Source organism: Curtobacterium sp. PhB142, assembly GCF_004341255.1.
Classification (GTDB): domain Bacteria; phylum Actinomycetota; class Actinomycetes; order Actinomycetales; family Microbacteriaceae; genus Curtobacterium.
Window position 1 is genome coordinate 38,453 of sequence record NZ_SLUT01000010.1, and the last position, 25,035, is coordinate 63,487.

Consider the following 25,035-nt stretch of genomic DNA (forward strand, 5'->3'; position numbering starts at 1 on the left):
ACTGCACAGTTGAAATGCTACGTTTCACCCATCAGCCAGTTCGGATGGTGGGGGGACGATGGGGATCGAGTTCGACGACGCAGCGGCGTCCCGGCTGGTCGACTGCGCGGTCGAGGTGGCGCTGACGCTGCGAGCCAGCGCCGGACCGCGACGGAGCACCGCAGAGGCCGCGCTGCTCGACTTCGACGGGGCGTACTCGCGGCTGATCGAGGCGGCCCGTGTGACGGAGTCCACCGACCGCGTCCGGCTGGCGAAGGAGCTCGAGGGCTTGGCCGATCAGCTCCGCGTCGTGCAACGGCAGGCGGACGAGGAACGGCAGCGCTCGGCGGACCTGGCCGCATGGCAGCGGCGCGAAGCCGACCGTGAGCTCGTGCGCTCGGCTGGTGGCGTGCCGATGCAGCCCGTGCTCGACTGGACCAGCGCGGTCTTCGACCCGAAGCCGTCCAGCACACCGAAGCGCCCGTCCCCGGTGTCCGCCACCTTCAGCGCCCAGTCCCGCCAGCGCACCGGCGGTGGTCGCTCCGGCGGACGCAGCAGTGCTGATCCGACCAGGCTGCGGCAGTTCAGCGTGACCGTCCGAGCACAGGATTCCTCGACGGAACAGGACCTGGTCCGGGTGCGCAACGCCTGGACCGCGTTCACGAGCCGCTGCAGCTGGGTCCCCATCGACGGTGCCACGTTGCCGGGCGGGTTCGGCGACTACCTCGCCGAGAACGCTGAGGACGCGTCCTGGGTCGACCGGATCGCGGACGCCTTCAGCGCTGCCGGCGGGGGCTCCCTGGCGAACACCGCGCTCGACGCTGCGGCGGCCTCGACGCTCCCACCCGGGCTGCAGCGGCTGCTCGATCCCTCCCTGACACCGGCGGAGGTCGCAGCGATCTGGGCTGCACTCGGATTCACCGACGCCGACATCCGCGCGCTGCCGCTCACCACGCAGCTGCAGTTCGCGGGACTCGACGGGGTCCCGGCCGCGCAGCGCGACATCGCATCTCGCGCTGTCCTCTCCGCGGCCGTGCGGGATCCGGAGCGGCTGTACCGGCTGATGGGGTTGGCGTACACCTACGGGGCAGTCAGCCTCGATGAGTTCCGGGAGCAGGTGATCGCGCTCCGTGACGGACTCAACCGTGCTGATCAACTCGCGGGTCGGTTGAAGGCACCTTCGGCAGCGGTCGCGCAATTGGTCGGGTTCGGTGTCTCGAACGGGGCCCTCGTCGCCGCGGTCGTCCTCGGCGATCTGGACACCGCGTCGAACGTGACCGTGAACGTGCCGGGTGCGATGACCACGCTCGACAGCATGGGTGAGAAGGTCCGCGCCGCCAACGAGCTCCTCTTCGCGGCTGGGCAGAGAGGATCCGCGGAAGACTCCTTCGCGGTCGTGTCCTGGCTCGGGTACCGCGCCCCGGGTGTCATCGAGGTCCCGCGGCAGGACCGCGCGCACGCGGGCGGGGCGAACCTCGCGTCCTTCCTCGACGGCATCCACGACAGCCGCGGCACAGCACCGCGGTCCGTCACGGTCCTCGGGCACTCGTACGGCTCCACCACCGCGGCCGAGGCACTCGCGCAGACCCGGCACCGCGTGGACTCGTTCGTCACCTACGGCTCGGTCGGGTTCACCGACACCACCACGCCTGAGCACCTCAACGTGGGCCGTGTCCACGCGACCGAAGGTGCAGAGGACCACACCGCGAGATTCGGGAGGATCGGACGCACCGATCCCCGCGACCTGCCCGACGTCGACACGTTCAGCGCGGAAGCCGCCCGGGGCACCAAGGCCGTCACCGGCCACGACATGTACCCGGAAGCCGGCGGTGTCGGCTACTTGTCCCCCGATGCGACTTCACAGCGGACGATCGCGAAGATCATCGCCACCGGGAAGCCATGATGAACACCATGCAATCGATGCTCCGCACCATCGCGACGGCAGCCCTGACCCTCGGGCTGTTGTCAGGGTGCGCAGCAGGAGGAGACCAGATGCCCACCGACGCAGCCGACCTGACCCAGGACGACGTCGCGGAGATGTCGCTCCACCAAGAGTTCGACGCCTTCGGGGACCACTACGAACACATGCAACAGCTCCTCAAGGATGCCCAGCTCCAGGTCCACGACGGCGAGTGGGAGTGGGGCGGCGGCGACGACCTGCCGCTGATCGGAGGGGACGGCGTCGCCCCGCTGCCGGGCGCGGACACGAAGAACAGCTACTACATGCGCAGCGGACGACTCTGGTCACCCTCCGGCGCCGCAGGCGAGCAGCGCGACCTGAAACCAATGCTTGACTACTTCACCGATCAGGGGTGGACCATCGAGCAACGCGACATCACGGGCGACCACGAGCTCCGGGGGTACACCGGCGATGGCTGGCAACTCATCTACACCGCTCAAGAGAACGGCCGCTACACCCTCGAGGTCTACAGCGAACTGTTCTGGACCAACGACGGCAACGCGCTTTCGGATGCCATCTACGGACGCTCGAGCGTCACGTTTCCCGACCGGTCCCGCCCGGGTGTGTACCCAGATTTCCCGGAGTGGGACGACCCCATCGTCAACAAGCCCAAGATCTGAGATGCTCCGCACCATCGCGACGGCAGTCCTGGCCCTGGGACTGCTGACCGGGTGCGCGGCAGGAGGAGACCAGAAGCCCACCGACGCAGCCGGACTGACCCAGGACGACGTCGCGGAGATGTCGCTCCACCAAGAGTTCGACGCCTTGCGCGACCACTACGACCACATGCAACGGCTCCTCAAGGATGCGCAGCTCCAGGTCCACGACGGCGAATGGGAGTGGGGCGGCGGCGACGATCTGCCCGGGATAGGGGGTGATGGTGTCGCGCCCTTGCCGGGCTCGGACACCAGGAACAGCTACGACATGAGCAGCACCCGGCTCTGGTCCCCACCCGGCGCGATCGACCAGGAACGCGACCTGCAACCGATGATCGACTCCTTCACCGAACAGGGCTGGACCATCGAACGCCGCACCATCACCGGCGACGAAGAAGTCTGGGCCACCACCGGCGACGGCTGGCAGATCCAGTACACCGCCCAGGAGAACGGCGACAACCCCATCACCGTCTACAGCGAGCCGTTCTGGACCAACGACGGCAACGCCCTTTCGGATGCCATCTACGGACGCTCGACCGTCACGTTCCCCGACCGGTCCCGCCCCGGCGTTTTCCCGGACTTCCCCGAGTGGGACGACCCCATCGTCAACAAGCCCAAGATCTGACCACGCCGACACAGCACGCCCCTGGGCACTCAGACGTCATCGACATCGACGTTCCACAACGCCCGGTACCACGCCGTCCGCTCCGGTTCGTCGGGCACCCCGTACGCCTCGTAGAACAGCGGCTCCCACCCGGGCCCGTAGTTCCACCCCAGCGCCATCGTCGCCACCGCCAGGTCCGCCCAGCGGTCCGCGACACCCGTGGCGTCCAGGTCGACGTGCCCGCTCCACCGACCGTCGGCACCGATGAGCGTGTTCGGCGTGCACGGGTCTCCGTGACACACCACGACGCGGTCACCGGGCGGCTCCGGGCTTAGGCGATCCGTGTCGGCACCCGCCGCACGAGCACGGTCGAGCCGCGCCGCCGTCGACCACTCGAAGGGGCAGTCGTCCACCGGCAGGGTGTCGTGGAACGCGCGGAGCCCCTCGCCGACCGCGACCACCGCGGTCCGGGGTTCGCCGTGCCACCGCGGGTCGACGGCACTCCACCCGGGGACGGCACGGGTGTGCAGCCACACGCCGTCGTCGTCCGCACCGTGGTCGAGCACCTCGGGCACCCGCACGTACCGTGACGCCCACTCCAGTCGCGCGGCCTCGTTGCCGATCCACCGGCCGTAGGCGTCCGGCAGGACCTTGACGAACTCGTCGGCGTGCTCGTCCGGTCCGATCCGGAAGGTCGTACCACCGATCTCGTTGTGCCAGACCAGGGCGACCTCGCGCCCCCGGGCGGCCTCCACGACCACCCGCGGCACGGGGACGACGGAGTCCGGCCCCGGCAGCCCGCCGATCGACCGCACCACGACCGCCCTAGTGCACGCGGTCCGGGCGCGAGGACCCGGCCCCACCACGCGCGATCTCGAGCAGGACCGGCAGGCGTTCGCCGAGCAGGGCGTCCAGGTCGGCCACGACAGCCTCGACCCGTTCGGTGACCTCGCGCGGTGAGGCACCCCGGCGCGGACGGACCCGCACCCGGACCGCCCGGCCTCCGCGGACGCGGTAGACGTCGACCGCGAGCGAGGCCACCTGCGGCAGCTCCCCGATCGCCGAGGACAGCGCGTGCTGCACGGCCGTGGACTCGACGCGCACCGAGCCGGCGACGCCGTCGGCTGATCCGTCGCTCTCGACGACGGTGCTCTCGCGGCCTCCGCCGAGCGTCGTCAGCACCACGATCGCCAGGATGCCGACGACGACCCCGCCGCCGAGCACCCACGTCCACGACAGCAGGGAGTCATCGCGCGACGTGTCCGTGCCGAGGCCCGCGAGTGCGTCGCCGGCCGTGCGCCACCACGACGCCACGAGCGGCAGGCCCTGGGCCGTCTGCACCAGGATCGCACCGACCCCGGCGACGAACAGGACGAGCCCGACGACGACGAGTGCCGTCCGGCCGAGCCCACGGTTGGTCGCGTTCATCCGTCCACCCGTCCGGTCGGCTGGACGCGCACCCGCGCAGCCAGGGCGGGGAGCGCGTCGATCGCGGCGAACTCGTGCTCGACGGCCTCGGTCGCGGCCACGGCGGGCACGTCGACGCCGGCGGCGGGACGCAGCACCACCTCGACGGTCCGGCGGCCCACGGTGCCGACGGCGGCGTCCGGCCCGAGCCGCGTGACGGAACGGGCGGCGCGTGCCGCGGCGGAGGCGAGCACCTCGTCGTCGACCACGACGGCGAGCCGGTCGGATGCCATCGCGTGGCGCGGACGCCGCTGCGGCAGGAGCCCCTGCAGCAGGAACCCCAGGCCGACCAGTGCGACGATCGCGGCGATCCCGACGACGAGCGTGGTGTCGAGGCCGTCCGGCGCGGCGAGGGCGGCGTCCACCACGGCGCGCGGGTCGACGCCGAGGACGTTCTGGTCGAGCAGCACGAGGGCACCGGCGAAGACGGCAGCGGCGGCGAGCACGAGGGTGATGAGCATCGCGATGACGACGGCACCCGACCGGGACACGTGGGTCTCGCGGCGGAGCAGACGGCGGTAGGTGGCGGCGTGGTCGGTCGACGGTGCGGGGCCGGCTCCGGGAACCGATGCGGTCCGGTCGTCCACGGCGGTCACCGGACCCTCCGCGGGACGTCGACGACCGACGACGCGAACGTCACGGTCACCCGGGACACCTGTCGGCCGGTGATGGTCCGGAGGCGCTCGGCGATCGTGCCGCGGGCACGGTGCGCGCTCGTGACGACGGGTTCGTCGGGGACCGCATGGGTCCCCAGCACGGGCAGGGTGAGCGGGGCGGTGATCTCGACCGCCAGCGCGCCGCGACCGTCGTCGGAGACCCGGGCACGGACCTCCCGGAAGGCCACGCGCAGCGCTTCGGCGGCGACCGCCTGGGCGGTGTGCACGAGCGCCGACGTGCCGATGCGGTCGGAGCCGCGGAGCCGGACGCCGCTGTCGCCGACCGTGGCGACGGCGGCGTCGGTCACGACGAGCTCCGGCGTCCGCGCAGTACGTCGACCAGGCGACGCACGTCGACGTCACCGGCGACGATACGGGCGACCAGGCCGCCGACGGCCATGCAGACGGCGACGACCACGAACGCCCAGAACCCGAGGGTCACCGCGACGATCGCGAGGAGGGCGCCGACGCCCATCCCGACGACGGTGGCGTTCACCGGACCCGGCCCTCGCGGACGTCGCCGTCGAGGTCGTCGGCGGTGCCGTTCAGTGCGGGGATGTTGACGTCGTTGATCGCGATGTTGACCTCGGTGACCTCGAGCCCGACGAGCTCGGTGACGGCGCTCGTGACGGCGGCGCGCACGGCGGACGCGACGTCCATCATCGGGATCGGGTAGTCCACGACGATCGTCAGGTCGACGGCGACCTGGGTCTCGCCGACCTCGACGCGGACGCCCTGGCCGAGCGCGCTCGAGCCGATCGCGTCGCGGATGGCGCCGAAGGCCCGTGAGGCGTTCCCGCCGAGGGCGTAGACGCCGGGGACGTCGCGCGCGGCGATGCCCGCGACCTTGGCGACGACGGTGTCGTCGATGATCGTCTTGCCCTTGGCCGTGACCTGCGTGGTGGTGGTGCCGGTCGTGGTGCCGGTCGTCACGGTCCCGTCGACGCGGTTCGTCGTCGATGCCATCAGTGCCTCCTGCGCTCGCTTGCTGGACTTCCAGCGAACACCATCGTGCCGCGCTGCGCCCGAGAGCGGCAGGCGGCGCGCTGCACGGCGGGGTCGGTCGTCCCCGGTAGGTTCGATGCCATGCGCGTGGCGACCTGGAACGTGAACTCCGTCCGCACCCGAGTGGGGCGGGTCGTCGACTGGCTGGTGCGCGAGGACGTCGACGTCCTCGGCATGCAGGAGATCAAGTGCAAGCCGGAGCAGTTCCCGGTGCAGGCGTTCGAGGACGCCGGCTACCTCGTCGAGGCGCACGGCCTGAACCAGTGGAACGGTGTCGCGTTCGCCAGCCGGCTGCCGATGGAGGACGTGACCCGCGACTTCCCCGGCCAGCCCGGCTTCCTCAAGGGGCACGCGGGGCCGGACCTGCCCGTCGAGGCCCGGGCCATCGGCGTCACCGTCGACGGCGTGCGGCTCTGGAGCCTCTACGTGCCGAACGGGCGCGAGGTCGGCGACCCGCACTACACGTACAAGCTCGACTGGCTCGCGCAGCTGGCCGACCGCACCGCCGAGTGGATCGCCGCGTCGCCGGAGACCCCGCTCGCGCTGATGGGCGACTGGAACGTCGCACCGCTCGACACGGACGTGTGGGACGTCCGCGTGTTCGAGGGGCACACCCACGTCAGCGAACCCGAGCGCGCCGCGTTCCGGGCGTTCGAGGCGAAGGGGCTGCAGGACGTCGTCCGGCCGATCGTCCCCGACGGCTACACCTACTGGGACTACAAGCAGCTGCGTTTCCCGCGCAACGAGGGCATGCGCATCGACTTCGTGATGGGCTCCCAGGCCTTCGCCGACGTCGTCACCGATGCCTCGATCCACCGCAACGAGCGGAAGGGCGACGCCCCGAGCGACCACGTCCCCGTGGTGGTCGACCTCGACCTGGACACGTCGCTCGACGACGACCGTCCGATGATCTTCTGAGCGGTCACGCGGCCGTGACGCGTTCTGTTACGCCCGGCGTCCACCCTCGTTGAGCAGGTGACGGCGCCGACGTAGATTTCCTGCACCGAACCCCTTCGAGAGCAGGTGAAGCCATGTCCCGCACGACGATCCTTCCCATCCAGCGCGTCATGGCGAACGCGGCCCCCGGCGCCTGGCGCGACGGCATCGTCGTCGAGACCCGCCCTGCCGACGCCGTCGTGGCGTTCCTGGACGGCGGCGTGACCCAGCTCCGAGTGGCGGACGCCGACGGCTTCCTGTCGGTCGGCGATCCGGTCGCCCACCACCCGGTTGCGGAGATCCTCAGCGCCGGTGGTCGTCAGACCACGGCACGCAGCGCGTAGCGCAGACGGTCGGCCTGGTTCAGGCTGACATCGAGGCGAGCATCGCCTCGCACTTCGCGACCATCTCGTCGCAGGCCATGGCGCAGTAGCGGCACGACTCGTCCATGTCCATGTGCTTCCGGCACTCGGCAGCACACATCGTGCCCATCGTCATCACGGCCATGAGCATCGCCTGCATGCTCGGCAGGTCCATGCCGGCCGGTCGCATCATCATCCGCATGCCGGTGTCGGCCATCATCGCCGTGTTGGAGCACATCGCGGCGCACGTGGCCATCTCGCCGCCCATGCGCATGTCGCTCGCGGAGCACATCGTGGCGGCCATCGACGCGGCGTTCATCGCCATCATCGTGTCCTGCATCACGTCCATGTCCATCTCCATGGGCATGTCCGTCATCGACATGTTCTTCATCATCGCCATCGTGTCCATCGGAGGTCTCCGTCCGTCGTGGTCCCGAGGCGGGCCCGCCCCGTGGGTGTCAGCGTACGCGCGCCCCCGATGCGCTTCGTGAGCAGCAATGGTCGGGTCGGTGCACGCGAGCCGACCATTTCTGCTCACCATCCGCGGTGCACGCGACCCCACGGCGGACGGGAGGCACGGCGCGGCCCCGCCACGGGCCTCCCGTCCGCCTCGCGGTGCGCCCAGGGCGCGCTACGGGTGCAGCAGCGCGGCGATCGCGACGAGAACGGGGACCGAGCCGATCGTCGAGATGAGCACCACGTCGCGGGCCACCGGGACCGCCGCGTCGTACCGCTGCGCGTAGTTGAACACGTTCTGCGCCGCCGGCAACGCCGCCAGGGTGGTGAGCACGAAGACGTCCTGGTCGCCGAGCCCGAACACGAACCGTGCGAACACGTACGCGACCGCCGGCATCACCACGAGCTTGATCGACGACGCCACGATGACGTCCGTCCGGATCGCCGGGTCCCGCAGCGGCGCGGCACCGTGCAGGCTCATCCCGAACGACAGCAGGACGACGGGCACGGCAGCGGCACCCACCAACGAGAACGGCTCGAGGACGGGGTCGGGCAGCGTGATGCCGGTCGCCGAGAACACCAGGCCGACCAGCGAGGCGATGATGATCGGGTTCCGGAACGGCCCGGAGATCCGGCGTCCCCAGCCGCCGGCGCCCGAGGTCGCGGCGTCGAGGATCGTCAACGCGACCGGCGCGATGACGATGAGCTGCAACAGGATCACCGGCACCACCGCGGTCGCCTGCCCGAGCACGTAGACGGCCACCGGCAGACCGATGTTGTTCGCGTTGACGTAGCTCGCTGCCAGGGCCCCGACCGTCGTGGTGGTGACCGGTCGCCGCAGCACGAATCGGAAGACGGCCGCCGCTCCGAGTGCGACGACGGCCGCACTCAGCAGCGAGACCCAGAGCATCGGGGACAGCAGCGACTCGATGTCGGCCGAGGCGATGGTGTGGAAGAGCAGGCAGGGCATGAGCACGAAGAACGCGAGGCGACTCATCACGAACTGTGCGTGCGGGCCGAGCAGTCCGATGCGCCCGACGACGTACCCACCGGCGATGATCGCGCCGATGATCGCGAAGCCGGTCAACACGCCACCCATCGCGTCCATCCTTGCACCATGTGACGTCGCTCAGGTCGGAAATGCGTTCGCATCGAATACCGTTGCAGGCACCATGACCTCGACGAACGCCGACACCCTCACCCGGTCCACCGACTCCAGCCAGCCCCTCGTGCCCCTGCTCGAAGAGCGCTGGAGCCCCCGTTCCTACGACGAGACCGCGACGATCTCGGACGAGCAGTTCGACGCCGTCCTCGAGGCCGCCCGCTGGGCCGCATCGGCCATGAACTTCCAGCCCCGCCGCTTCATCGCGGGCCGTCGTGGCACCGAGACGTTCCGGAAGATCAACGAGAACCTGCTCGGCTTCAACGCCGCCTGGGCCTTCCGTGCCAGCGCCCTCGTCGTCGGCGTGCTCGAGACCGTGACCGAGGACGGCGACGAGCGTCCCTTCGCGCAGTACGACCTCGGCCAGTCGCTCGCCGCGCTCACCGTCCAGGCGCACGCTGAGGGCCTGCACGTGCACCAGATGGCGGGCATCGACGCCGCGGGCCTGCGCGCCGCGTTCGACCTGCCGGAGCGCTTCCTGCCCTTCACCGTGACCGCCATCGGCACCGTCGCGCACCCGTCGCAGCTCGACGAGAAGGCGGCCGAGCGCGAGGTCGCACCGCGCACCCGCCTGCCCCTCGACGAGGTCGTGCTCGTCAAGGAGTAGTCCTCGCAGCAGCACGCGGCCGCGCCCGCTCCCGCACAGGGAGCGGGCGCGGCCGCGTAGTATGTACTGACATGCAGCCCGAGATGAACTTCTACACCCGCAAGTGGGTCCGCCCCGAGGATCTCAACGCCAACGGCACCCTGTTCGGCGGCAGCCTGCTCCGCTGGATCGACGAGGAGGCCGCGGTCTACGCGATCATCCAGCTCGGCAACGGCAAGGTCGTCACCAAGTACATGTCGGAGATCGAGTTCGTGTCCTCGGCGAAGGAGGGCGACATCGTCGAGATCGGCCTCGTCGCCACCCGCTTCGGCCGCAGCTCGCTCACGATGCGGGCCGAGGCACGCAACCTCTTCACGCACCGCAGCATCCTCACCATCGACGAGGTCGTGTTCGTGAACCTCGACGACGACGGCAACCCGGCGCCGCACGGCTACACGGACATCACGTACGACCGCGACCGGGTCCCCGCGACGCACCGCGCCTGACCCGCGTGACCCCGCAGACATCGCGCAGCAGTCGCGTGCGGTGGGCAAAGCACCCGGCACGTGATCGGTGGCCTCTGGCAGGATCGGGGCATGACCACGCCCCGCCTCGTCGCCTTCGACCTGGACGACACCCTCGCCCCGTCGAAGTCCTCCCTCGACCCCCGCATGCTCGAGACCTTCGCGTCCCTGCTCGAGGTCGTGCCGGTCGCGGTCATCTCCGGCGGCAACTTCACGCAGTTCGAGCAGCAGCTCGTCACCCCGCTCCGCCACCGCGACGGCCTGACCCTCGACGACCTGCACCTCCTGCCGACGTGCGGCACGCGGTACTACCGCTGGTCCGACGACGACTGGGCCCTGCAGTACGCCGAGGACCTCACCGACGACCAGAAGGCACGCGCCCTCGCAGCGGTCGAGTCCGTCGCGAAGGACGCCGGCTACTGGGAGTCCGAGACCTGGGGTGACATCCTCGAGGACCGCGGGTCGCAGATCACGTTCTCCGCACTCGGCCAGGCCGCTCCGGTCGACGTCAAGAAGCAGTGGGACCCGACCGGCGCGAAGAAGGACGACCTCCGTCGACGGGTGCAGGCGGAGCTCCCCGACCTCGAGGTCCGATCGGGCGGCTCCACCAGCGTCGACATCACCCGCAAGGGCATCGACAAGGCCTACGGCATGCAGCGTCTCGCCGAGATCACCGGCATCGCGCTCGACGACATGCTCTTCGTCGGCGACCGGCTCGATCCCGAGGGCAACGACTACCCGGTGAAGGCCCTCGGTGTGCCGTGCCACGCGGTCGAGGGCTGGGAGGACACCGACGCCTTCCTGACCGAGCTCATCCCGACCCTGCGCTGACCCCGCGGCAGCCGACGGCGCGGCAGCTGACCCCGTGTCAGCCCAGGCTGCGGACGGCCTCGACGAAGGCGCGGATCTTGGCCGGGTCCTTCACGCCGCGCTCCGACTCCACGCCGCTCGACACGTCGACACCGTCGGGGTCGAGCGCCTCGACCGCGGCGACGACGTTGGCGGGGGTCAGGCCGCCCGCGAGGATCCAGGCCTCGTCGATCCCGCCCTCGATCACGGCGGGGTCGATCAGCCGACCGCTGCCCGGCACGGCGGCGTCGAGCAACAGCAGGTCGTGGTCGTACGAGGCGCGCTGCTCGGCGGTCTCACGCAGGTAGTCCTCGGCAGCGAGGGCCCGGATGGTGAAGAAGCCGGCGTCGCGGGCTCGGGCGAAGTCGGTCGCGGCCTCGCCACCGTGCAGCTGCAGGGTGGTGAGCCCGACCTCGGACGCGATGCCGACGATCTCGTCGATCTTCTGGTCGCGGAAGACCCCCACGGCGTCGATGCCGTCCGGCAGCCGTTCGACGAGTTCCTTCGCCAGGTCGGCCGTCACGGTGCGGGGGCTGTTCGCGGCGAAGACGAACCCGACCGCGTCGGCGCCCGCGTCGACGGCGGCGTCCACGGTGTCGGGCGTCGACAGGCCGCAGATCTTGATCCAGCGCTGGTCGGTCATGCTGTCCATCCTGCCAGGGACCACGGACGAACGGGACGAGCTCGCGACGTCAGTGCAGCATGCCGGCGACGTAGGCGGAGCCGCACGCGACCAGCACGCCGAACGCCGCGAACGAGCCGACGAGCACGTTCCGCCGACGCCAGCGGCGGACGGCCGAGAAGGTGCCGCGCTTCGCGTGCCGGTGGGCCGCCCGGTGCATCCGGTGATCGCGCTGGTGCTTGACCCGCTCGGGTCCGAGCGGCACGGGGCCGGTGACCTGCGTGGAGCCGCCCCGCAGGGCGTTCGCGATCGCGACCGCGGTCGGACGACGCTCCGGGTCACGGGCGGTCATCCGGCTGAGCAGTTCGCGCCACTCCGAGGCGACGTCGTCCGGGATCTCGGGGTCGTGCCGCAGGCGGGCCAGTGCCGCCTCGATCAGGGTGCCCGAGTACTCCTGCTTGCCGGTCAGGGACTCGAGCAGCACCAGCCCGAGGGAGTACACGTCGGTGGCGAAGCTGATCGGCTCACCGGCGACCTGCTCGGGGCTCAGGTACGCCGCCGTGCCGATGATCGTGCCGTCGTTCGTCAGGCGCGAGCCGTCGACGAAGTGCGCGACACCGAAGTCGGTGAGCTTCACGGTCCGGGCGAAGCCGGACGAGCCCTCGTCGCTGATCAGGATGTTGGCGGGCTTGACGTCCCGGTGCACGATGCCGCGCGAGTGCACGTAGGCCAGGGCGTCGGCGAGCTGGGCGCCGAGGTCGGCCACCTCGTAGTTGTGCAGGGCCCCCTCGGACAGTCGGCGGAGCAGCGTCGTGTCGGCGATGAGCTCCATCACGATGAACCGGTGCGGGCCGTCGGGGAAGTCGTGCGTGCCGGCGTCGTAGAGCGGGATGAGCCCGGGGTGCGACAGCATGCTGAGGAGCCGGATCTCGCGCTCCTGCCGGACGCGGTCGGCCGTCGTCATCTTGTCCGGCGTCGCGAAGAGCTTCACGGCGACGGCGCGGTAGGTGTGCTCGTCGCGGGCTTCGTAGACGGTCCCCATGCCACCCGTGCCGATGAGCTTCACCAGTCGGTACCGGCCCGACAGGACCGTCTCCGTCCGCAAGCCGTCGAGCAGGGTCATGGTGTCCGTCGTTCCGTCGGGAGCCGCAGGTTCCGCGGCTGCTGCCGGCGTGTTGGCTCACGAGAAACGGTACGCGTCCGACCCCGCTTTTGGGCGGGTGTTATGACATCGTGATCGGCGTACTTCCCTGTGTTCATGCGGATGCATCAGGGTACCGTTCGACCTCCGACCAGGGTGAGCGATCACGCAAGGAGGACAGCGATGGCACTGACGAAGGGTGACGAGGTGCACTGGAACACCTCGCAGGGACGGACGACCGGGAAACTCGTGCGGAAGCGCACCAGTGACTTCGAGTTCGACGGTCAGACGTTCAAGCCGACCGACGACGATCCGTACTGGATCGTCGAGTCGGAGAAGAGCGGCAAGCAGGCCGCGCACAAGGAGTCGGCGCTGACCAAGGCCTGACGACGACCGGCTCAGTCGCGGGCGGGTTCGGCGCGACGACGACCTCGTGCGCCCCCGCTCGCGGCACCGTCGCCGTCGCCGCCACCGTCCGCGCGACGGTCTGCCCGCCACCGTCGGACCCGCCGGACCACGAACGTCACCACGACGACCGCGATCGCGACGTAGAGCACCCGGTCGATCCACTCGGTGTACTGCTCGACGCGGTCGTACTGGGAGCCGAACGCGGCACCGAGCAGCACGAGTGCGCTGTTCCAGATGCCGCTCGCGATGATCGTGAAGACCGAGAACGTGCCGAGGTGCATGCGGTCAGCACCGGCGGGCAGCGAGATGAGGCTCCGCACGATGGGGACGAACCGGCCGAAGAACACGGCACTCTTGCCGTGCCGGTGGAACCACGCGGCGGCTTTGCGGAAGTCGTCCTCGTCGACCAGGGGGAGCTTGCCGAACCACCTCGTGGTGCGCTCGAACCCGATCTTCGCGCCGAGCCAGTAGAGCACCAGCGCACCGAGGTAGGACCCGAGCGTCGCCAGCACGAGAACGAGGACAAGGTTCATCTGCCCGGCGCCCGCCAGGAATCCGGCCAGCGGCAGGATGAGCTCGGACGGGATCGGCGGGAACACCGTCTCGATGAAGAGCATGAGCGCGACGCCCCACTCCCCCAGGGCGTCGATGATCTGGAGCACGAGGCCGGAGAGTCCGCCGAGGTCCGAGGGAGCGGTGGAGTCGCCGGTGGCGACGGTCATGGCACGGGCGGTCACGGCAGTCGTCATGCCCCCAGCATCCCTGAGCGCCCTGTCAGGACCCGGCGCGGTACCTGAACGTCAGCCGAGTCCCATGTGCGAGGTCCGCACGTGCGTCAGCGACCGCGCGAGGGCACCGCGGGCGACGGCGTCACGACCCACCGTCGACGGCACGATCTCGACGGGGTGCCGGAGCTGGGGCGTGACCACCGCGGCGAGCGCCTCGGCGAACACCGACGCCGCCGGCAGGACCTCGCCCCCGACGACCACGACCTCGGGGTCGATCGTCGTGACGAGCTGCACGACACCCGGTGCCACGTCGTCCGCGAAGGCGCGGACGACGTCGACCGCCGCCGGGTCCGGACCGTCCTCGCCGACGCGACCCGGCGCTGCGCCCCCGCGCCCGGCCGCGGCGAAGACCGACTCGAGGTCCGTGTCGGACGCGATCCGGGCCTCCAGGCGGGCCGGCGCACCGGGCCACCCGGTCGAGGCCAGGCCGCCCATCTCGCCAGCCGCACCGCGCGCCCCGCGCGCCAACGCCCCGTCGATGACGTAGGCCGCACCGATCTGCCGACCCATCACCAGGTACAGGCCGTCCTGGACGCCCCGGAAGCGCCCCCACATCGCCTCGGCGGTGGCGGCGAGCTTGGCGTCGTTGTCGAAGAACGTCGCGATGCCGGGGAAAAGGTCCTGGATCCGGCCGGGCACGCGGCGCTCGACCCACTCGGGCACCGCGACCGTGTAGTCGATCTCGCCGGCGCGGTCGACGACGGCGGGGACGCCGAACGTGGCGGCGAGGACCGGGGACGCCTCCGAGCCGGCCGTCAGGCGGCGGACCACGTCCTGCACGCTCGTCCAGGCCTGCTCCGCGTCGGCGAGGTCGGCGTAGCGCTCCTCGACCCGGGTGAGGGTGTTCCCGCGCAGGTCGGCGCGGATGCCGACGATGCCGTGCAGTCCGAGGTCGACGCCGAGCACGGAACCGGCGGTGGCGTCCGCGGCGAAGCGCTTGGCCCGGCGGCCGGCCTTGTTCGGGGTGGCGATCGCCTCGGCCTCGGTCACCCAGCCCTCGTCGACCAGGTCTGCGAGCGCCGCCTCGACCGTGGGTCGGGAGAGCCCGACGGTGCGGCTGAGCTCGGTCACGGTGCGCGACGCGTCGTCGCGCAGGAGCTCGTCGAGGATGGCGCGGGAGTTCATGAGTCGGAGCACGCCCGGCGTCGTCCCCACGACACTCGGGATCGTTGACACGGTCTCGTCCACGGCCATAGCCTCCACATTACGAAAGATCATTGAGGAATGGTGGACTCCGACATGCTCATCCCACGACCGCGCCGCGCCGTCCCCGGTACCGGCGCCTTCGAGATCACCCCGTCGACCCGCATCGCAGCGGACGCAGCGAGCGGATCGGTCCGACTGTACCTGCAGCAGACGCTCCGGGCGTCGACCGGCCAGCCGGTCCGCGACGCAGCGGAGGACGTGGCCGTCGACGGGGCGGCCTCCGCCGACGGGCCGGTGCGGACGGGCGTCATCTCGCTGCGCGTCACCGACGATCCCTCCCTGCCCGCCGGTCCGCCGTCGCCCGAGGGCGAGCGCGCCGAGTCCTTCCGCCTGACCGTCACACCCGACGGTGTCGACGTCGCGGGCGGCTCGGCCGCCGGCGTGTTCTACGGCGTCCAGGCGCTCCTCCAACTGCTGCCCGCCGACGTGTACCGGAGCGGCCGCGTCGGCACCGGGCCATGGTCCGTCCCGTCCACCATCGTCGAGGACGCCCCCGCCTTCGCCTGGCGCGGCGTCATGCTCGACGTCGCGCGGCACTTCCGCACCAAGCACGAGGTCATGCGCGTCGTCGACCAGCTCGCGGCGCACCGGATCAACCGGCTGCACTTCCACCTGACGGAGGACCAGGGCTGGCGCATCGAGATCCGGAAGTACCCGCGCCTGACCGAGATCGGGTCCTGGCGTCGCGAGTCCCAGGTGGGCGCGCACGTCCCCGACGCCGACGGCGTGCTGCACCCCGCAGCGTTCGACGGCCGACCGCACGGCGGGTACTACACGCAGGACGACATCCGCGAGATCGTCGCCTACGCGGCGGACCGGTTCGTCACCGTCGTCCCCGAGATCGAGACGCCCGGACACGTCCGTGCCGCGTTGGCCGCCTACCCGTCGCTCGGCGTGCACCCCGAGACGCCGGTGGAGGTCTGGACCGAGTGGGGCATCGCCGACGACGTCCTGAACGCCGATGACAGCACCGTCGACTTCTTCAAGGACGTCCTCGACGAGGTCATCGCGCTCTTCCCCTCCCGATACATCGGCATCGGCGGCGACGAGTGCCCGAAGGTGCAGTGGGTCGAGGACCCCCGCACGCAGGAGCGCATGCGTTCACTCGGGCTCGAGGACGAAGAGCAGCTGCAGGCCTGGATCATCGGGCAGCTCGCGGCACACGTCGCCTCGCACGGGCGGCAGGCGTTCGGCTGGGACGAGATCCTCGAGGGCGGCACGCTCGACCCCTCGGCGACCATCGTGTCGTGGCGCGGTCTGACCGGCGCCCGGACGGCGGCGAAGCGCGGGCACGACGTCATCTCGTCGCCCGACGACCAGGCCTACCTCGACTACCGCCAGAGCGACCTGGCGACCGAGCCGATCCCGGTGTCGATCGTGCTGACGGTCGACGACGTCTTCGGGTTCGACCCGGTGCCGTCCGGCCTGACCGAGTCCGAGCGCACCCACGTCATCGGCGGCCAGGGCAACATGTGGACGGAACACGTCGACACCGCCCGGAAGCTCGACTACCAGCTGTTCCCGCGGGTGGCCGCCCTGGCCGAGGCGCTCTGGTCGGCGGACGTCACCGGGCCGCGCGACGTCGCCGAGTTCCGCGGGCGGTTGGCCGAGCACACCGCGCGGCTCGAGGCGATGGGGATCGAGTACCGGCACGAGGCCGGGCCGTTCCCGTGGGAGCAGCGTCCGGGCGTCCCGGGGCGGCCGCACTCGCGCGAGGACCGCGCCGCCTACATCGACGCGGTCACGGCGAACATCGCCGAGTAGGGGGCGGGCTGCTCCTCGCGTGGCCACGACACCCCGTTCAGTGCCGGCGCGCGGTCATGTCTCGTCTTTTGGGCGCCACGCCAGCGACGGAACGTGACCGCCCGACGCGCGGCCGGCGGTGCGTCGCGACCGCAGGCGGACGGGAGGCCCGGTGCCAGCTGGCACCGGGCCTCCCGTCCGTCCTGTGGTGACGTCGACTACACGGCGACGGGCGCGCGCTGCCCCACCGTCTCCCCGGCCACGGCGGCCTCGTCACCAGCGGCGGCATCCGCGGCCGGAGCCCGACGCACCCACTTCTTCAGCCCGACCAGCACCAGCGCGGACACCACGGTGCCGGCCAGGATCGCGAGCACCCAGACCACGAACGAGTCGATCGCGAAGAACACGAACACCCCGCCGTGCGGCGCTCGCGAGGTCACCCCGGCAGCCATCGAGATCGCACCCGTGACCGCAGCCCCGACCATCGAGGCCGGGATCACGCGCAGCGGGTCGGCCGCGGCGAACGGGATCGCACCCTCGGAGATGAACGACGCACCGAGCAGCCACGCGGCCTTGCCGTTCTCACGCTCGGGCTTCGTGAAGCCCTTGCGGTACAGGAGGGTGGACGCGAACGCCAGGGCGAGCGGGGGCACCATGCCGGCCCCCATGACCGCTGCCATGATCTCGAACGGCACGACGTTCGTGGCGGTGCCGGCGCCGAGGCCCGCGACGGCGAACGCGTACGCCACCTTGTTCACCGGCCCGCCGAGGTCGAACGCCATCATCAGGCCGAGGATGATGCCGAGCAGGATCACCGAGGTGCCGTTGAGCGAGTTGAGCCAGTTCGTGAGCTGCGTCATCAGCCAGGCGATCGGGCCGCCGAGCACGAGCAACATGAGGCCGGAGGCGATGATCGAGGCGAGCAGCGGGATGATCACGACCGGCATCAGGCCGCGCAGCCAGCGCCAGGTCGGGATGCGACCGATCCAGTACGCGGCGGCACCGGCGAGCAGACCACCGACGAGACCGCCGAGGAAGCCGGCGTTCATGAAGACGGCGACGGAACCGGCGACGAAGCCAGGCGCGATGCCGGGTCGGTCGGCCATGGCGTACGCGATGTACCCGGCGAGCGCTGCGACGAGGAAGCCGAGCGAGATCCCACCGATCTGGAAGGCGGCGGCGCCGAGGTAGTAGCCGAGGCCCTGGGGCGGCAGGTTCAGCAGCGTGTAGTTCGTCAGCGTGAACACGGCGTTGTTCTGGCCGGAGTCGCCGTGCTGCAGCGCGATGCCGTAGCCGGCGAGCAGGAAGCCGAGCGCGATGAGCAGCCCGCCGCCCGCGACGAACGGGATCATGTAGCTGACGCCGGTGAGCAGCCAGCGCTTGAGCGCCTGGCCGAAGTGCTCGTTCTTGGCGGTGGACGCACCATCGACGGCTGCGCCGCCCTGCACGCGTGCGGCGTTCGGGTCGTCCGAGGCGCGGATGGCCTCGGCGATCATCTTGTCGGGCTCGTCGACGCCGCGCTTGACGGGTCCGGAGACGAGCGGCTTGCCGGCGAAGCGACCGCGGTCGCGGACATCCACGTCGACCGCGAACACGACGGCGTCGGCACGGGCGATGAGGGCGGGGTCAAGGGGCTCGACCTGCGAGGACCCCTGGGTCTCGATGTGCATCTCGGCACCGGCGCGCTGCGCCGCGGCGACGAGGGCGTCGGCCGCCATGTAGGTGTGCGCGATGCCGGTCGGGCAGGCGGTGACGCCGACGAAGACCTTGCGGCCCGGCGCGGGTGCGGCGGTCGGACTGGAGGCGCTGCTCGCCTTCCCGACGCCGGCTTCGGACACCTCGCCGCTCACCTCGCGGTCGACGAGCTGGACGATCTCGTCGGGGGTGGCTGCGGCGCGCAGGGCGGCGGTGAAGTCGTCGCGGATGAGCGCACGGGCCAGGGTCGAGAGGACCGTCAGGTGGTCCTTGTCGGCCCCTTCGGGCACGGCGATCATGAACACGATGTCGGCGTCGCCGTCCGGGGCGCCGAACGACACCTTCCGGGCGAGACGCGCGAACGCCAGGGTCGGCTCGGACACCGATGCCGAACGGGCGTGCGGGATCGCGATGCCGCCGGGAACCCCGGTGCCGACGCTGGCCTCGCGCTTGATGGCGTCCTCGGCCAGGACCCGGCCGTCGGCGGCGCGGCCGGTCGCGGCGACGCGGTCGGCGAGGACGCGGATGACGTCGGCCGAGGTGGCACCGAGGTCCTCGTCGAGGCCGACGAGCTGGGCGCTGATGAGGCGCGGACTCGAGTCTGCGGACATGTGCTTGCTCCTTCGCAATGGCGCTGATCGCGCGGGTCGTGCAGGTGTTCGGGGAGTGGGGGTGTTCGTGGAGTGGGGGTGTTCGGGCGGGGTCAGGCGGGCTCGGGCGCCGGGTGCGTCGTGAGCACCCGGACCGAGATCGCCGTCGGGTCGGTGTGGTCGAGGGCGGGCACGTCGCTGCCGGGCAGGGCTGCGGCGGCGGCTCCGGTCGCGACGGCCTGAGCGAGGCGCTGCTCGGGCGACGCTCCGGCCACCTCAGCGAGCAGGTAGCCCGCGAGCGAGGAGTCCCCCGCGCCGACGGTGGAGCGGGCGACGATCCGCGGTGCTGCGGCGGCGAAGGCACCCTCGTCCGACACCAGCACGGCGCCGGCACTGCCGAGGGTCAGCAGGACCGAGCCGACGTTCCGGTCGCGCAACCGCTCGGCAGCGGCCACGGCGGCGTCGAGGTCCTGCTCGTAGGTGTCGGGGTCGCCGCCGACGACCTCGGCGAGCTCCTCGGCGTTCGGCTTGACCAGGTCGATCCGCTCGCCGGACTGCAGCAGGGCGGTGAACGGGACGCCGGACGAGTCGACCGCGATCCGGACGTCCTCACCGTGGCGTGCACGGACGGCGCGGACGAGCACGGCGAGCGCGTCATCGGGGAGTCCGGGCGGAAGCGACCCGGCGAAGACCACCCAGCGGGCGGCGGGTCCGGTGGCGGTCGCCGCGGCCGTGTCGGCGACCAGGTCGGCCAGGTCGTCCAGCCGACCGGCGAGCGAGGGACCGGGCTCGTTGAGCTTCGTGGTGGTGCCGGTCGGCTCGGTCACGGTGACGTTCGAGCGGAGCGGCGCACCGATCGGCAGGGCGGCGGTCGGGATGCCGCGCGTGGCGAGCCCGAGCAGCACGGGGTCGAGCTCGTCGCCGGGCAGCACGGCGATGGTGTCCCCACCGCTCGCGACGACGACGCGGGACACGTTCACGCCCTTGCCGCCGGGCTCCGCGGTGGAGCGGATGGCACGCTGGACGGCGCCGCGCTGCAGTTCGCCGGAGAGCTCGATGGTGCGGTCGAGGCTCGGGTTCGGCGTGACGGTGACGATGCGGCGGCTCAAGCGACGACGACCTCGACGTCGGCGTCGGTCAGGGCGCCGGCGAGGTCGGCCGGCGGCTCCTGGTCGGTGACCACGGTGTCGATCTCGTCGAGCCGGGCGAAGCGCATCAGGGCCTCGACCCCGTGCTTCGCGGCGTCGGCGAGCACGACGGCTCGGCGGGCGGCGAGGACGTAGGCGCCCTTGACCGCGGCCTCGTACTCGTCCGGGGTGCTCAGCCCGAAGCCGGCGGACAGGCCGTTCGTGCCGACGAACGCGATGTCGGGCCGCAGGGCGCTGATCTGCTCGACGGTGGCGGTCCCGACGGCGGCGCTCGTGACCCCGCGCACCCGGCCACCGAGCAGGTGCAGCTCGACGTGCTCGCTGTGCTGCAGGGTCGCGGCGATCGGGACGGAGTTCGTGATGACGGTGAGGGTCGCGCCGGCGGTGGCGGGCTCCCAGCGTGCGAGTTCGGCGGCGACGGCGGCGCAGGTGGTGCCGGCGTCGATCGCGATCGAGCCGGTGAAGGTCGAGGGCACCAGGCGCATCGCGGCTCGGGCGATCTCGGACTTCGCGGAACCGTGCTGCCCCTCGCGCTCGGCGACGGAGAGTTCGACGACGCTCGAGCGGCCGATCGGCACCGCTCCCCCGTGCACGCGGCGCAGGACCCCGGCGGACTCGAGGGTGTCGAGGTCACGGCGCACGGTCTCGGTGGTGACGTCGAAGTGCTCGGCCAGATCGGCGACGGAGACCCGGCCGGCGTCCTGCAGCGCTGCTGCGATCGCGTCGTGCCGCTCGGTTGCGTACATGCCCGAACTCCTTCGTTCCCGTGGGTTTCAGGAACCATAAGCCACAAACCCACAGAAACACAACCACCCCGCCTCGCGTCCCTCCCCGCTCCCTCCCCCGAGGTTCCGAAATCTCGGCATCTCGCGGCGCCCACAGCCCGTCCGTGGAACCTCGGCGTCCAGCACGCGGCATGTCGTGGAACCTCGACGGACGGCACGCGCACGAACACCCCACACGCACGAACGCCCCACACGCACGAACACCCCGCCGCGTGTGCGACGGGGTGTTCGGTCGAGCACGTCAGCCCTTGACGGCTCCCGCGGTCATGCCGCTGACCAGGCGACGCTGCACGATGAGGAAGAAGACGACCACGGGGATCGAGAACAGCACGCTCGCCGCCATCAGCCCACCGAAGTCCGTGCCCTTGTTCGTCGAGAAGCCCGCGAGCCAGACCGGCAGCGTGTACATCCCCTGGTCCTTGAGCATCACGTACGCGATCAGGTAGTCGTTCCACGCCGCGATGAACGCGAACACGCTCGTGGCGATGACCCCGGGCATCACGAGCGGGAACAGCACGCTCCACAGGATCCGGAAGGTGCCGGCTCCGTCGACCTTCGCGGCCTCCTCGATCTCGACGGGCACGGCCACGAAGAACCCGCGCATCACCCAGATCGAGAACGGCAGCACGCTCGCGACGTACGCCAGGATCAGCCCGACGTAGCTGTTGAGCAGACCGAGCGTCTGGAACGACAGGAACAGCGGGATGAGCAGCGCGCCCGACGGGATCATCTGCACGAACAGGATGCCGACCAGGATCGCCCGCCGCCCACGGAACCGGAACCGCGACAGCGCCGCCGAGGCCAGGAACCCGACCACGATCGACAGCAGCACGGCGGCCACCACGACGATGGTCGAGTTCCGCAGGTAGACCAGGAAGCCCTCTTGCGTGAGCGCGCGGGTGAAGTTGTCGAGCGTGGGGTGCAGTGGTGCCCAGATCGGGGTCATGGTGGTGACCTCGTCCGCCGGCTTGAAGGCGGTGTTCACCATCCAGTAGATCGGGAACACCCACACCAAGCAGAACACCACCGCGATGGTGTTCGCGACGACGCGCGGCTTCCGCTTCCGCGCCCGCACCGGCGCAGCATTCGAGACGGTCACAGGTCCTCCTCCCCGCTGCGGACGAGCCGGCGGATGTAGTAGCTGGTGAGCGCGCCGAGGATCACGGTCGAGATGACGGCGATCGCGGCCCCCTGGCCGTAGGCGTTGGAGACGAACGACTTCACGAACGTCCAGATGCCCAGCGTCAGGGTGGCCTCTTCCGGACCGCCCCTCGTGAGCAACCAGATCTGGTTGAAGACGTTGAAGTCCCAGATCACCGACAGGATCGACACGAGCAGCAGCGTCGGGGCGAGTGCCGGCAGCGTGATCGCGCGGTACATCGTCCACGTCGAGGCACCGTCGAGCGCCCCGGCCTCGTAGTACTCCGGCGCGATCTGCGACTGTGCGGCGTACAGCGTCAGGGCGACGAACGGCACGGCCTGCCAGATCACGAGCGTGAGCACGATCGTGTACGCCTGCCCGGGGTGCGACGCCCAGTTGTCCTGCGTGTGGTCGCCGAACACCCGCAGCTGCGTGATGAGCCAGTTGAGCACCCCGTAGAAGGGCTGGAACAGCCACTGCCACACCAGGCTCGATGCGACGTTCGGCATCGCCCAGGCCAGCACGAGCACGACGCTGACCACGGTGCGCATCGCGACGCCCAACCGGGTGAGCAGCTGCGCGACGCCCATCCCGATGACGATCGTGCCGAGCACCATCGCCCCGGTGACCAGGACGGTGCGCAGGATGACCGGCCAGAACGACGCGTCGGTCAGGACGTTCGTGTAGTTCGAGACCCCGGCGAACCCGGCTTCCCCGGTGAAGATCGCCCGGAGCCCGTAGTCCTGGAACGAGATGACGACGAGCCGGACGAGCGGGTAGACGACGAGCGCGAGCAGCAGGATCGCCGCGGGCGCCAGCAGGACGAGCGGTGCGCGCGACGCCACCACCGACCGACGACGCGCCCAGCGGCCGGGACGAACCGGCCGCCCCGACCCGGCACCGACGCTGCCCCCGGTGCCCGCGCCCCCGGTCCCCCCGCCGCCGGCGACCGGCTCGGACTGCTCCGAACCGGTCGCCTGCTCTGCAGTGGAGGTCATCGACTACTGCTGCGCGTTCAGCGCGGTCGTGAGGTGCTTCGAGAAGCCCTCGGCGGCCTGCTCCGGCGATTTCCGCCCGGTGGCGATGTCCGCGAACATCGACTGGAACGACGCGTCGCCCTCGATGGTCGCCCAGCCCGGCGTCGCCGGGGTCGGACGGCTCGTGCCCGCTGCCGCGAAGTACGGCTTGTGCAGGGTGTCGACGTCGTCGGCCACGGCGTCGAGCAGCTCGGTCGAGTTCGGCTCCCAGCCGTCCACACCGAACACCTGGTCCTGCTGGAACTCCTTCGAGGTCAGGATCTTCAGGTAGTACAGCGCGAGGTCCTGGTTGGCGGCCTTCGCCGGGATCCCGAGGTCGGAGCCACCGAGGAACACCGGCTGCGTCTTGCCGTCCGTCTGCGAGGGCATCGGGAACGTGCCGATCTGGTCGGCGAGCGCGGGCTTCGCGGTGGTGATCGAACCGATCTCCCACGCCGAGCCGAGGAACGCCGAGGTGTTGCCCTGCGCGAAGACGTCGCTCTGCGAGGGCTTGTCGGTGTTGATGTCCTGCGTCGACTTCGCGGAGTAGTCGTTCTGGAACGTCTTCCACGCCGTCAGACCCTTGACCGCATCGGCCGAGTCGAGCTTCCCGGTCCACTTGCCGTCCTTGTCGGAGGCGATCTCGCCGCCGGCGTCCCAGACCCACTGCAGCCCGCCGTACCAGTACTGGCCGGGCATGTAGAAGGCGGAGAAGTCGCTCGCCGTGTTGGCGGCCTTGACTTTGTCCAGGTCGGCGGTGAGCTCGTCGTAGGTGGTCGGCACGTCGGTGACGCCGGCGTCCTTCCAGACCTTCTTGTTGTAGACGACGGCACGGTTGCCGGCGAACAGCGGAGCACCGTAGAGCTTGTCGTCCACCGTGGCCGGCCCCTCGAGCCCGGTGAGCCAGGTCTGGCCGTCCTTGAGTTCGTCGCGGTACGGCGTCAGGTCCATGAGACCGCCGGCCGCTGCGTAGACCGGCACCTGGGTGTTGCCGAGGTCGACCACGTCCGGGGCGTCGTCCTGGGCGAGCGCCGTGGTGAGCTTCGTGGTGATCCCGTCCCACTGCTGGGTCTGGATCTTCACCTTCGCCCCGGTGTCCTTCGTGAACTGCTTCTGAGCCGCGTCGAGGACCTTGTCGCTCAGGTCGCCGTTCATCATCCAGACGGTGATGGTCTTGCCCTTGCCATCGGGTGTGCCGATGGCCTTCGTGCCGCCGTCGGAAGCTCCGTTGCTTCCGGCGGAGCACCCGGTGAGGGCGAGCGCGGCCGCCAGGCCGAGCGCACCGAGTGCGGCGAAACGCGTGCGTGTCACGTTGACTCCCTTGGTCCGGCCTTTATGAAAGGTCGTTGCGTATTCGCAATAGAAGACCTTCCGAGAGCCCTTGTCAACCATTGGATCGGTCCCTGTGAGCGGGTTCGATCCGCGTGTTTCCGGGGGATCACGGATGGCGAACAGATCGTCGCCAACGCTTGACGCGACTGGTCATGACCAGGCATGATCTGCGCCACGCGTCGTCGGGGTGGACGGAACGACCGGGAGGCGCGGTGCCG

28 protein-coding genes are annotated in these 25,035 nt (G+C 70.8%); 10 read left to right on the forward strand and 18 right to left on the reverse strand.

Translation table 11 applies throughout. From position 1 onward, the window contains the following. Positions 1-58 precede the first annotated feature (58 nt). The 3 genes from EDF31_RS17320 (at position 59) to EDF31_RS17330 (ending at position 3,220) form a co-directional block, all read left to right on the forward strand. Positions 59-1,882 (forward strand): alpha/beta hydrolase, encoded by a 1,824-nt coding sequence (locus EDF31_RS17320; protein ID WP_131847054.1) that lies wholly within the window; start codon positions 59-61, stop codon positions 1,880-1,882. Between the two features lie 89 nt (positions 1,883-1,971). Further along, positions 1,972-2,559: a hypothetical protein gene (locus tag EDF31_RS17325; protein ID WP_131847055.1), complete on the forward strand. Its 588-nt coding sequence runs from the start codon at positions 1,972-1,974 to the stop codon at positions 2,557-2,559. Between the two features lies 1 nt (position 2,560). After that, positions 2,561-3,220, forward strand: coding sequence for a hypothetical protein (locus EDF31_RS17330; protein ID WP_131847056.1), 660 nt, complete (start codon positions 2,561-2,563; stop codon positions 3,218-3,220). Between the two features lie 29 nt (positions 3,221-3,249). On the opposite strand, the gene EDF31_RS17335 is transcribed toward EDF31_RS17330, so the two are convergent. The 6 genes from EDF31_RS17335 to EDF31_RS17360 are packed head-to-tail and all read right to left on the reverse strand — an operon-like array spanning position 3,250 to position 6,288. Next, positions 3,250-4,017 carry an aminoglycoside 3'-phosphotransferase gene (locus EDF31_RS17335; protein ID WP_131847057.1) on the reverse strand — a complete coding sequence of 256 codons (768 nt, stop codon included), beginning with the start codon at positions 4,015-4,017 and terminating at the stop codon, positions 3,250-3,252. Between the two features lie 7 nt (positions 4,018-4,024). Beyond that, positions 4,025-4,627: a hypothetical protein gene (locus EDF31_RS17340; protein WP_131847058.1), complete on the reverse strand. Its 603-nt coding sequence runs from the start codon at positions 4,625-4,627 to the stop codon at positions 4,025-4,027. Then, positions 4,624-5,262, reverse strand: coding sequence for a hypothetical protein (locus EDF31_RS17345; protein ID WP_131847059.1), 639 nt, complete (start codon positions 5,260-5,262; stop codon positions 4,624-4,626). Before EDF31_RS17345 ends, EDF31_RS17340 begins: the two co-directional genes overlap by 4 nt. Next, positions 5,259-5,630, reverse strand: a complete 372-nt coding sequence (locus tag EDF31_RS17350) for a hypothetical protein (protein ID WP_131847060.1) — start codon at positions 5,628-5,630, stop codon at positions 5,259-5,261. Before EDF31_RS17350 ends, EDF31_RS17345 begins: the two co-directional genes overlap by 4 nt. Then, a complete protein-coding gene (locus EDF31_RS17355; RefSeq protein ID WP_111086173.1) occupies positions 5,627-5,818 on the reverse strand; it encodes a DUF2273 domain-containing protein in 192 nt (63 codons plus the stop codon). Before EDF31_RS17355 ends, EDF31_RS17350 begins: the two co-directional genes overlap by 4 nt. Beyond that, the gene (locus tag EDF31_RS17360; RefSeq protein ID WP_123937445.1) at positions 5,815-6,288 is read right to left on the reverse strand and encodes an Asp23/Gls24 family envelope stress response protein; all 474 of its coding nucleotides are present in this window, start codon (positions 6,286-6,288) and stop codon (positions 5,815-5,817) included. Before EDF31_RS17360 ends, EDF31_RS17355 begins: the two co-directional genes overlap by 4 nt. A gap of 120 nt (positions 6,289-6,408) precedes the next feature. Here EDF31_RS17360 and EDF31_RS17365 point away from each other — a divergent pair, with 120 nt between their 5' ends. Together EDF31_RS17365 and EDF31_RS17370 are read left to right on the forward strand one after the other, a co-directional pair. Continuing rightward, positions 6,409-7,245 carry an exodeoxyribonuclease III gene (locus EDF31_RS17365; RefSeq protein ID WP_131847061.1) on the forward strand — a complete coding sequence of 279 codons (837 nt, stop codon included), beginning with the start codon at positions 6,409-6,411 and terminating at the stop codon, positions 7,243-7,245. 113 nt (positions 7,246-7,358) lie between these two features. After that, positions 7,359-7,607 (forward strand): nuclease, encoded by a 249-nt coding sequence (locus EDF31_RS17370; protein WP_131847062.1) that lies wholly within the window; start codon positions 7,359-7,361, stop codon positions 7,605-7,607. A gap of 19 nt (positions 7,608-7,626) precedes the next feature. On the opposite strand, the gene EDF31_RS17375 is transcribed toward EDF31_RS17370, so the two are convergent. Both EDF31_RS17375 and EDF31_RS17380 read right to left on the reverse strand, forming a co-directional pair. After that, entirely contained in the window at positions 7,627-8,034 is a 408-nt protein-coding gene (locus EDF31_RS17375) for an aldehyde dehydrogenase (RefSeq protein WP_123293560.1), read from the reverse strand. A 222-nt stretch (positions 8,035-8,256) separates the two neighbouring features. After that, positions 8,257-9,180 (reverse strand): AEC family transporter, encoded by a 924-nt coding sequence (locus EDF31_RS17380; protein WP_111086178.1) that lies wholly within the window; start codon positions 9,178-9,180, stop codon positions 8,257-8,259. 73 nt (positions 9,181-9,253) lie between these two features. On the opposite strand from EDF31_RS17380, the gene EDF31_RS17385 reads away from it, so the two are divergent. The 3 genes from EDF31_RS17385 to EDF31_RS17395 all read left to right on the forward strand — a co-directional run bounded on the left by EDF31_RS17385 (position 9,254) and on the right by EDF31_RS17395 (position 11,184). Then, positions 9,254-9,850, forward strand: coding sequence for a nitroreductase family protein (locus tag EDF31_RS17385; protein WP_111086179.1), 597 nt, complete (start codon positions 9,254-9,256; stop codon positions 9,848-9,850). A 71-nt stretch (positions 9,851-9,921) separates the two neighbouring features. Next, positions 9,922-10,335, forward strand: coding sequence for a hotdog domain-containing protein (locus EDF31_RS17390; RefSeq protein ID WP_111086180.1), 414 nt, complete (start codon positions 9,922-9,924; stop codon positions 10,333-10,335). Positions 10,336-10,425: 90 nt separating this feature from the next. Beyond that, complete coding sequence (locus EDF31_RS17395; protein ID WP_111086181.1) at positions 10,426-11,184, forward strand: HAD-IIB family hydrolase; 759 nt, start codon at positions 10,426-10,428, stop codon at positions 11,182-11,184. Between the two features lie 37 nt (positions 11,185-11,221). Here EDF31_RS17395 and EDF31_RS17400 read toward each other — a convergent pair whose 3' ends face one another. Further along, complete coding sequence (locus EDF31_RS17400) at positions 11,222-11,845, reverse strand: phosphoribosylanthranilate isomerase (protein ID WP_123293557.1); 624 nt, start codon at positions 11,843-11,845, stop codon at positions 11,222-11,224. A gap of 49 nt (positions 11,846-11,894) precedes the next feature. Next, positions 11,895-12,947: a serine/threonine-protein kinase gene (locus EDF31_RS17405; protein WP_123293556.1), complete on the reverse strand. Its 1,053-nt coding sequence runs from the start codon at positions 12,945-12,947 to the stop codon at positions 11,895-11,897. 201 nt (positions 12,948-13,148) lie between these two features. On the opposite strand from EDF31_RS17405, the gene EDF31_RS17410 reads away from it, so the two are divergent. Then, positions 13,149-13,352, forward strand: a complete 204-nt coding sequence (locus EDF31_RS17410) for a DUF2945 domain-containing protein (protein ID WP_123937440.1) — start codon at positions 13,149-13,151, stop codon at positions 13,350-13,352. Between the two features lie 11 nt (positions 13,353-13,363). Here the strand turns inward: EDF31_RS17410 and EDF31_RS17415 are convergent, their stop codons facing one another. Together EDF31_RS17415 and EDF31_RS17420 are read right to left on the reverse strand one after the other, a co-directional pair. After that, positions 13,364-14,122, reverse strand: coding sequence for a DedA family protein (locus tag EDF31_RS17415; RefSeq protein WP_243650118.1), 759 nt, complete (start codon positions 14,120-14,122; stop codon positions 13,364-13,366). Positions 14,123-14,173: 51 nt separating this feature from the next. Then, positions 14,174-15,349: an ROK family transcriptional regulator gene (locus EDF31_RS17420; protein WP_165901478.1), complete on the reverse strand. Its 1,176-nt coding sequence runs from the start codon at positions 15,347-15,349 to the stop codon at positions 14,174-14,176. 36 nt (positions 15,350-15,385) lie between these two features. Here EDF31_RS17420 and EDF31_RS17425 point away from each other — a divergent pair, with 36 nt between their 5' ends. Further along, positions 15,386-17,131, forward strand: coding sequence for a beta-N-acetylhexosaminidase (locus EDF31_RS17425; protein ID WP_131847064.1), 1,746 nt, complete (start codon positions 15,386-15,388; stop codon positions 17,129-17,131). Between the two features lie 197 nt (positions 17,132-17,328). Here EDF31_RS17425 and EDF31_RS17430 read toward each other — a convergent pair whose 3' ends face one another. The 6 genes from EDF31_RS17430 to EDF31_RS17455 form a co-directional block, all read right to left on the reverse strand. After that, positions 17,329-19,416: a fructose-specific PTS transporter subunit EIIC gene (locus tag EDF31_RS17430; RefSeq protein ID WP_131847065.1), complete on the reverse strand. Its 2,088-nt coding sequence runs from the start codon at positions 19,414-19,416 to the stop codon at positions 17,329-17,331. A gap of 92 nt (positions 19,417-19,508) precedes the next feature. Then, positions 19,509-20,504: a hexose kinase gene (locus tag EDF31_RS17435; RefSeq protein WP_123937436.1), complete on the reverse strand. Its 996-nt coding sequence runs from the start codon at positions 20,502-20,504 to the stop codon at positions 19,509-19,511. After that, positions 20,501-21,289, reverse strand: a complete 789-nt coding sequence (locus EDF31_RS17440; protein ID WP_123340051.1) for a DeoR/GlpR family DNA-binding transcription regulator — start codon at positions 21,287-21,289, stop codon at positions 20,501-20,503. Before EDF31_RS17440 ends, EDF31_RS17435 begins: the two co-directional genes overlap by 4 nt. Positions 21,290-21,569: 280 nt before the next feature. Next, positions 21,570-22,427 carry a carbohydrate ABC transporter permease gene (locus tag EDF31_RS17445; RefSeq protein ID WP_243650121.1) on the reverse strand — a complete coding sequence of 286 codons (858 nt, stop codon included), beginning with the start codon at positions 22,425-22,427 and terminating at the stop codon, positions 21,570-21,572. Beyond that, positions 22,424-23,467 carry a sugar ABC transporter permease gene (locus tag EDF31_RS17450; protein ID WP_131847066.1) on the reverse strand — a complete coding sequence of 348 codons (1,044 nt, stop codon included), beginning with the start codon at positions 23,465-23,467 and terminating at the stop codon, positions 22,424-22,426. Before EDF31_RS17450 ends, EDF31_RS17445 begins: the two co-directional genes overlap by 4 nt. A 3-nt stretch (positions 23,468-23,470) precedes the next feature. Continuing rightward, complete coding sequence (locus EDF31_RS17455) at positions 23,471-24,796, reverse strand: sugar ABC transporter substrate-binding protein (RefSeq protein ID WP_131921340.1); 1,326 nt, start codon at positions 24,794-24,796, stop codon at positions 23,471-23,473. Positions 24,797-25,035: the final 239 nt, after the last annotated feature.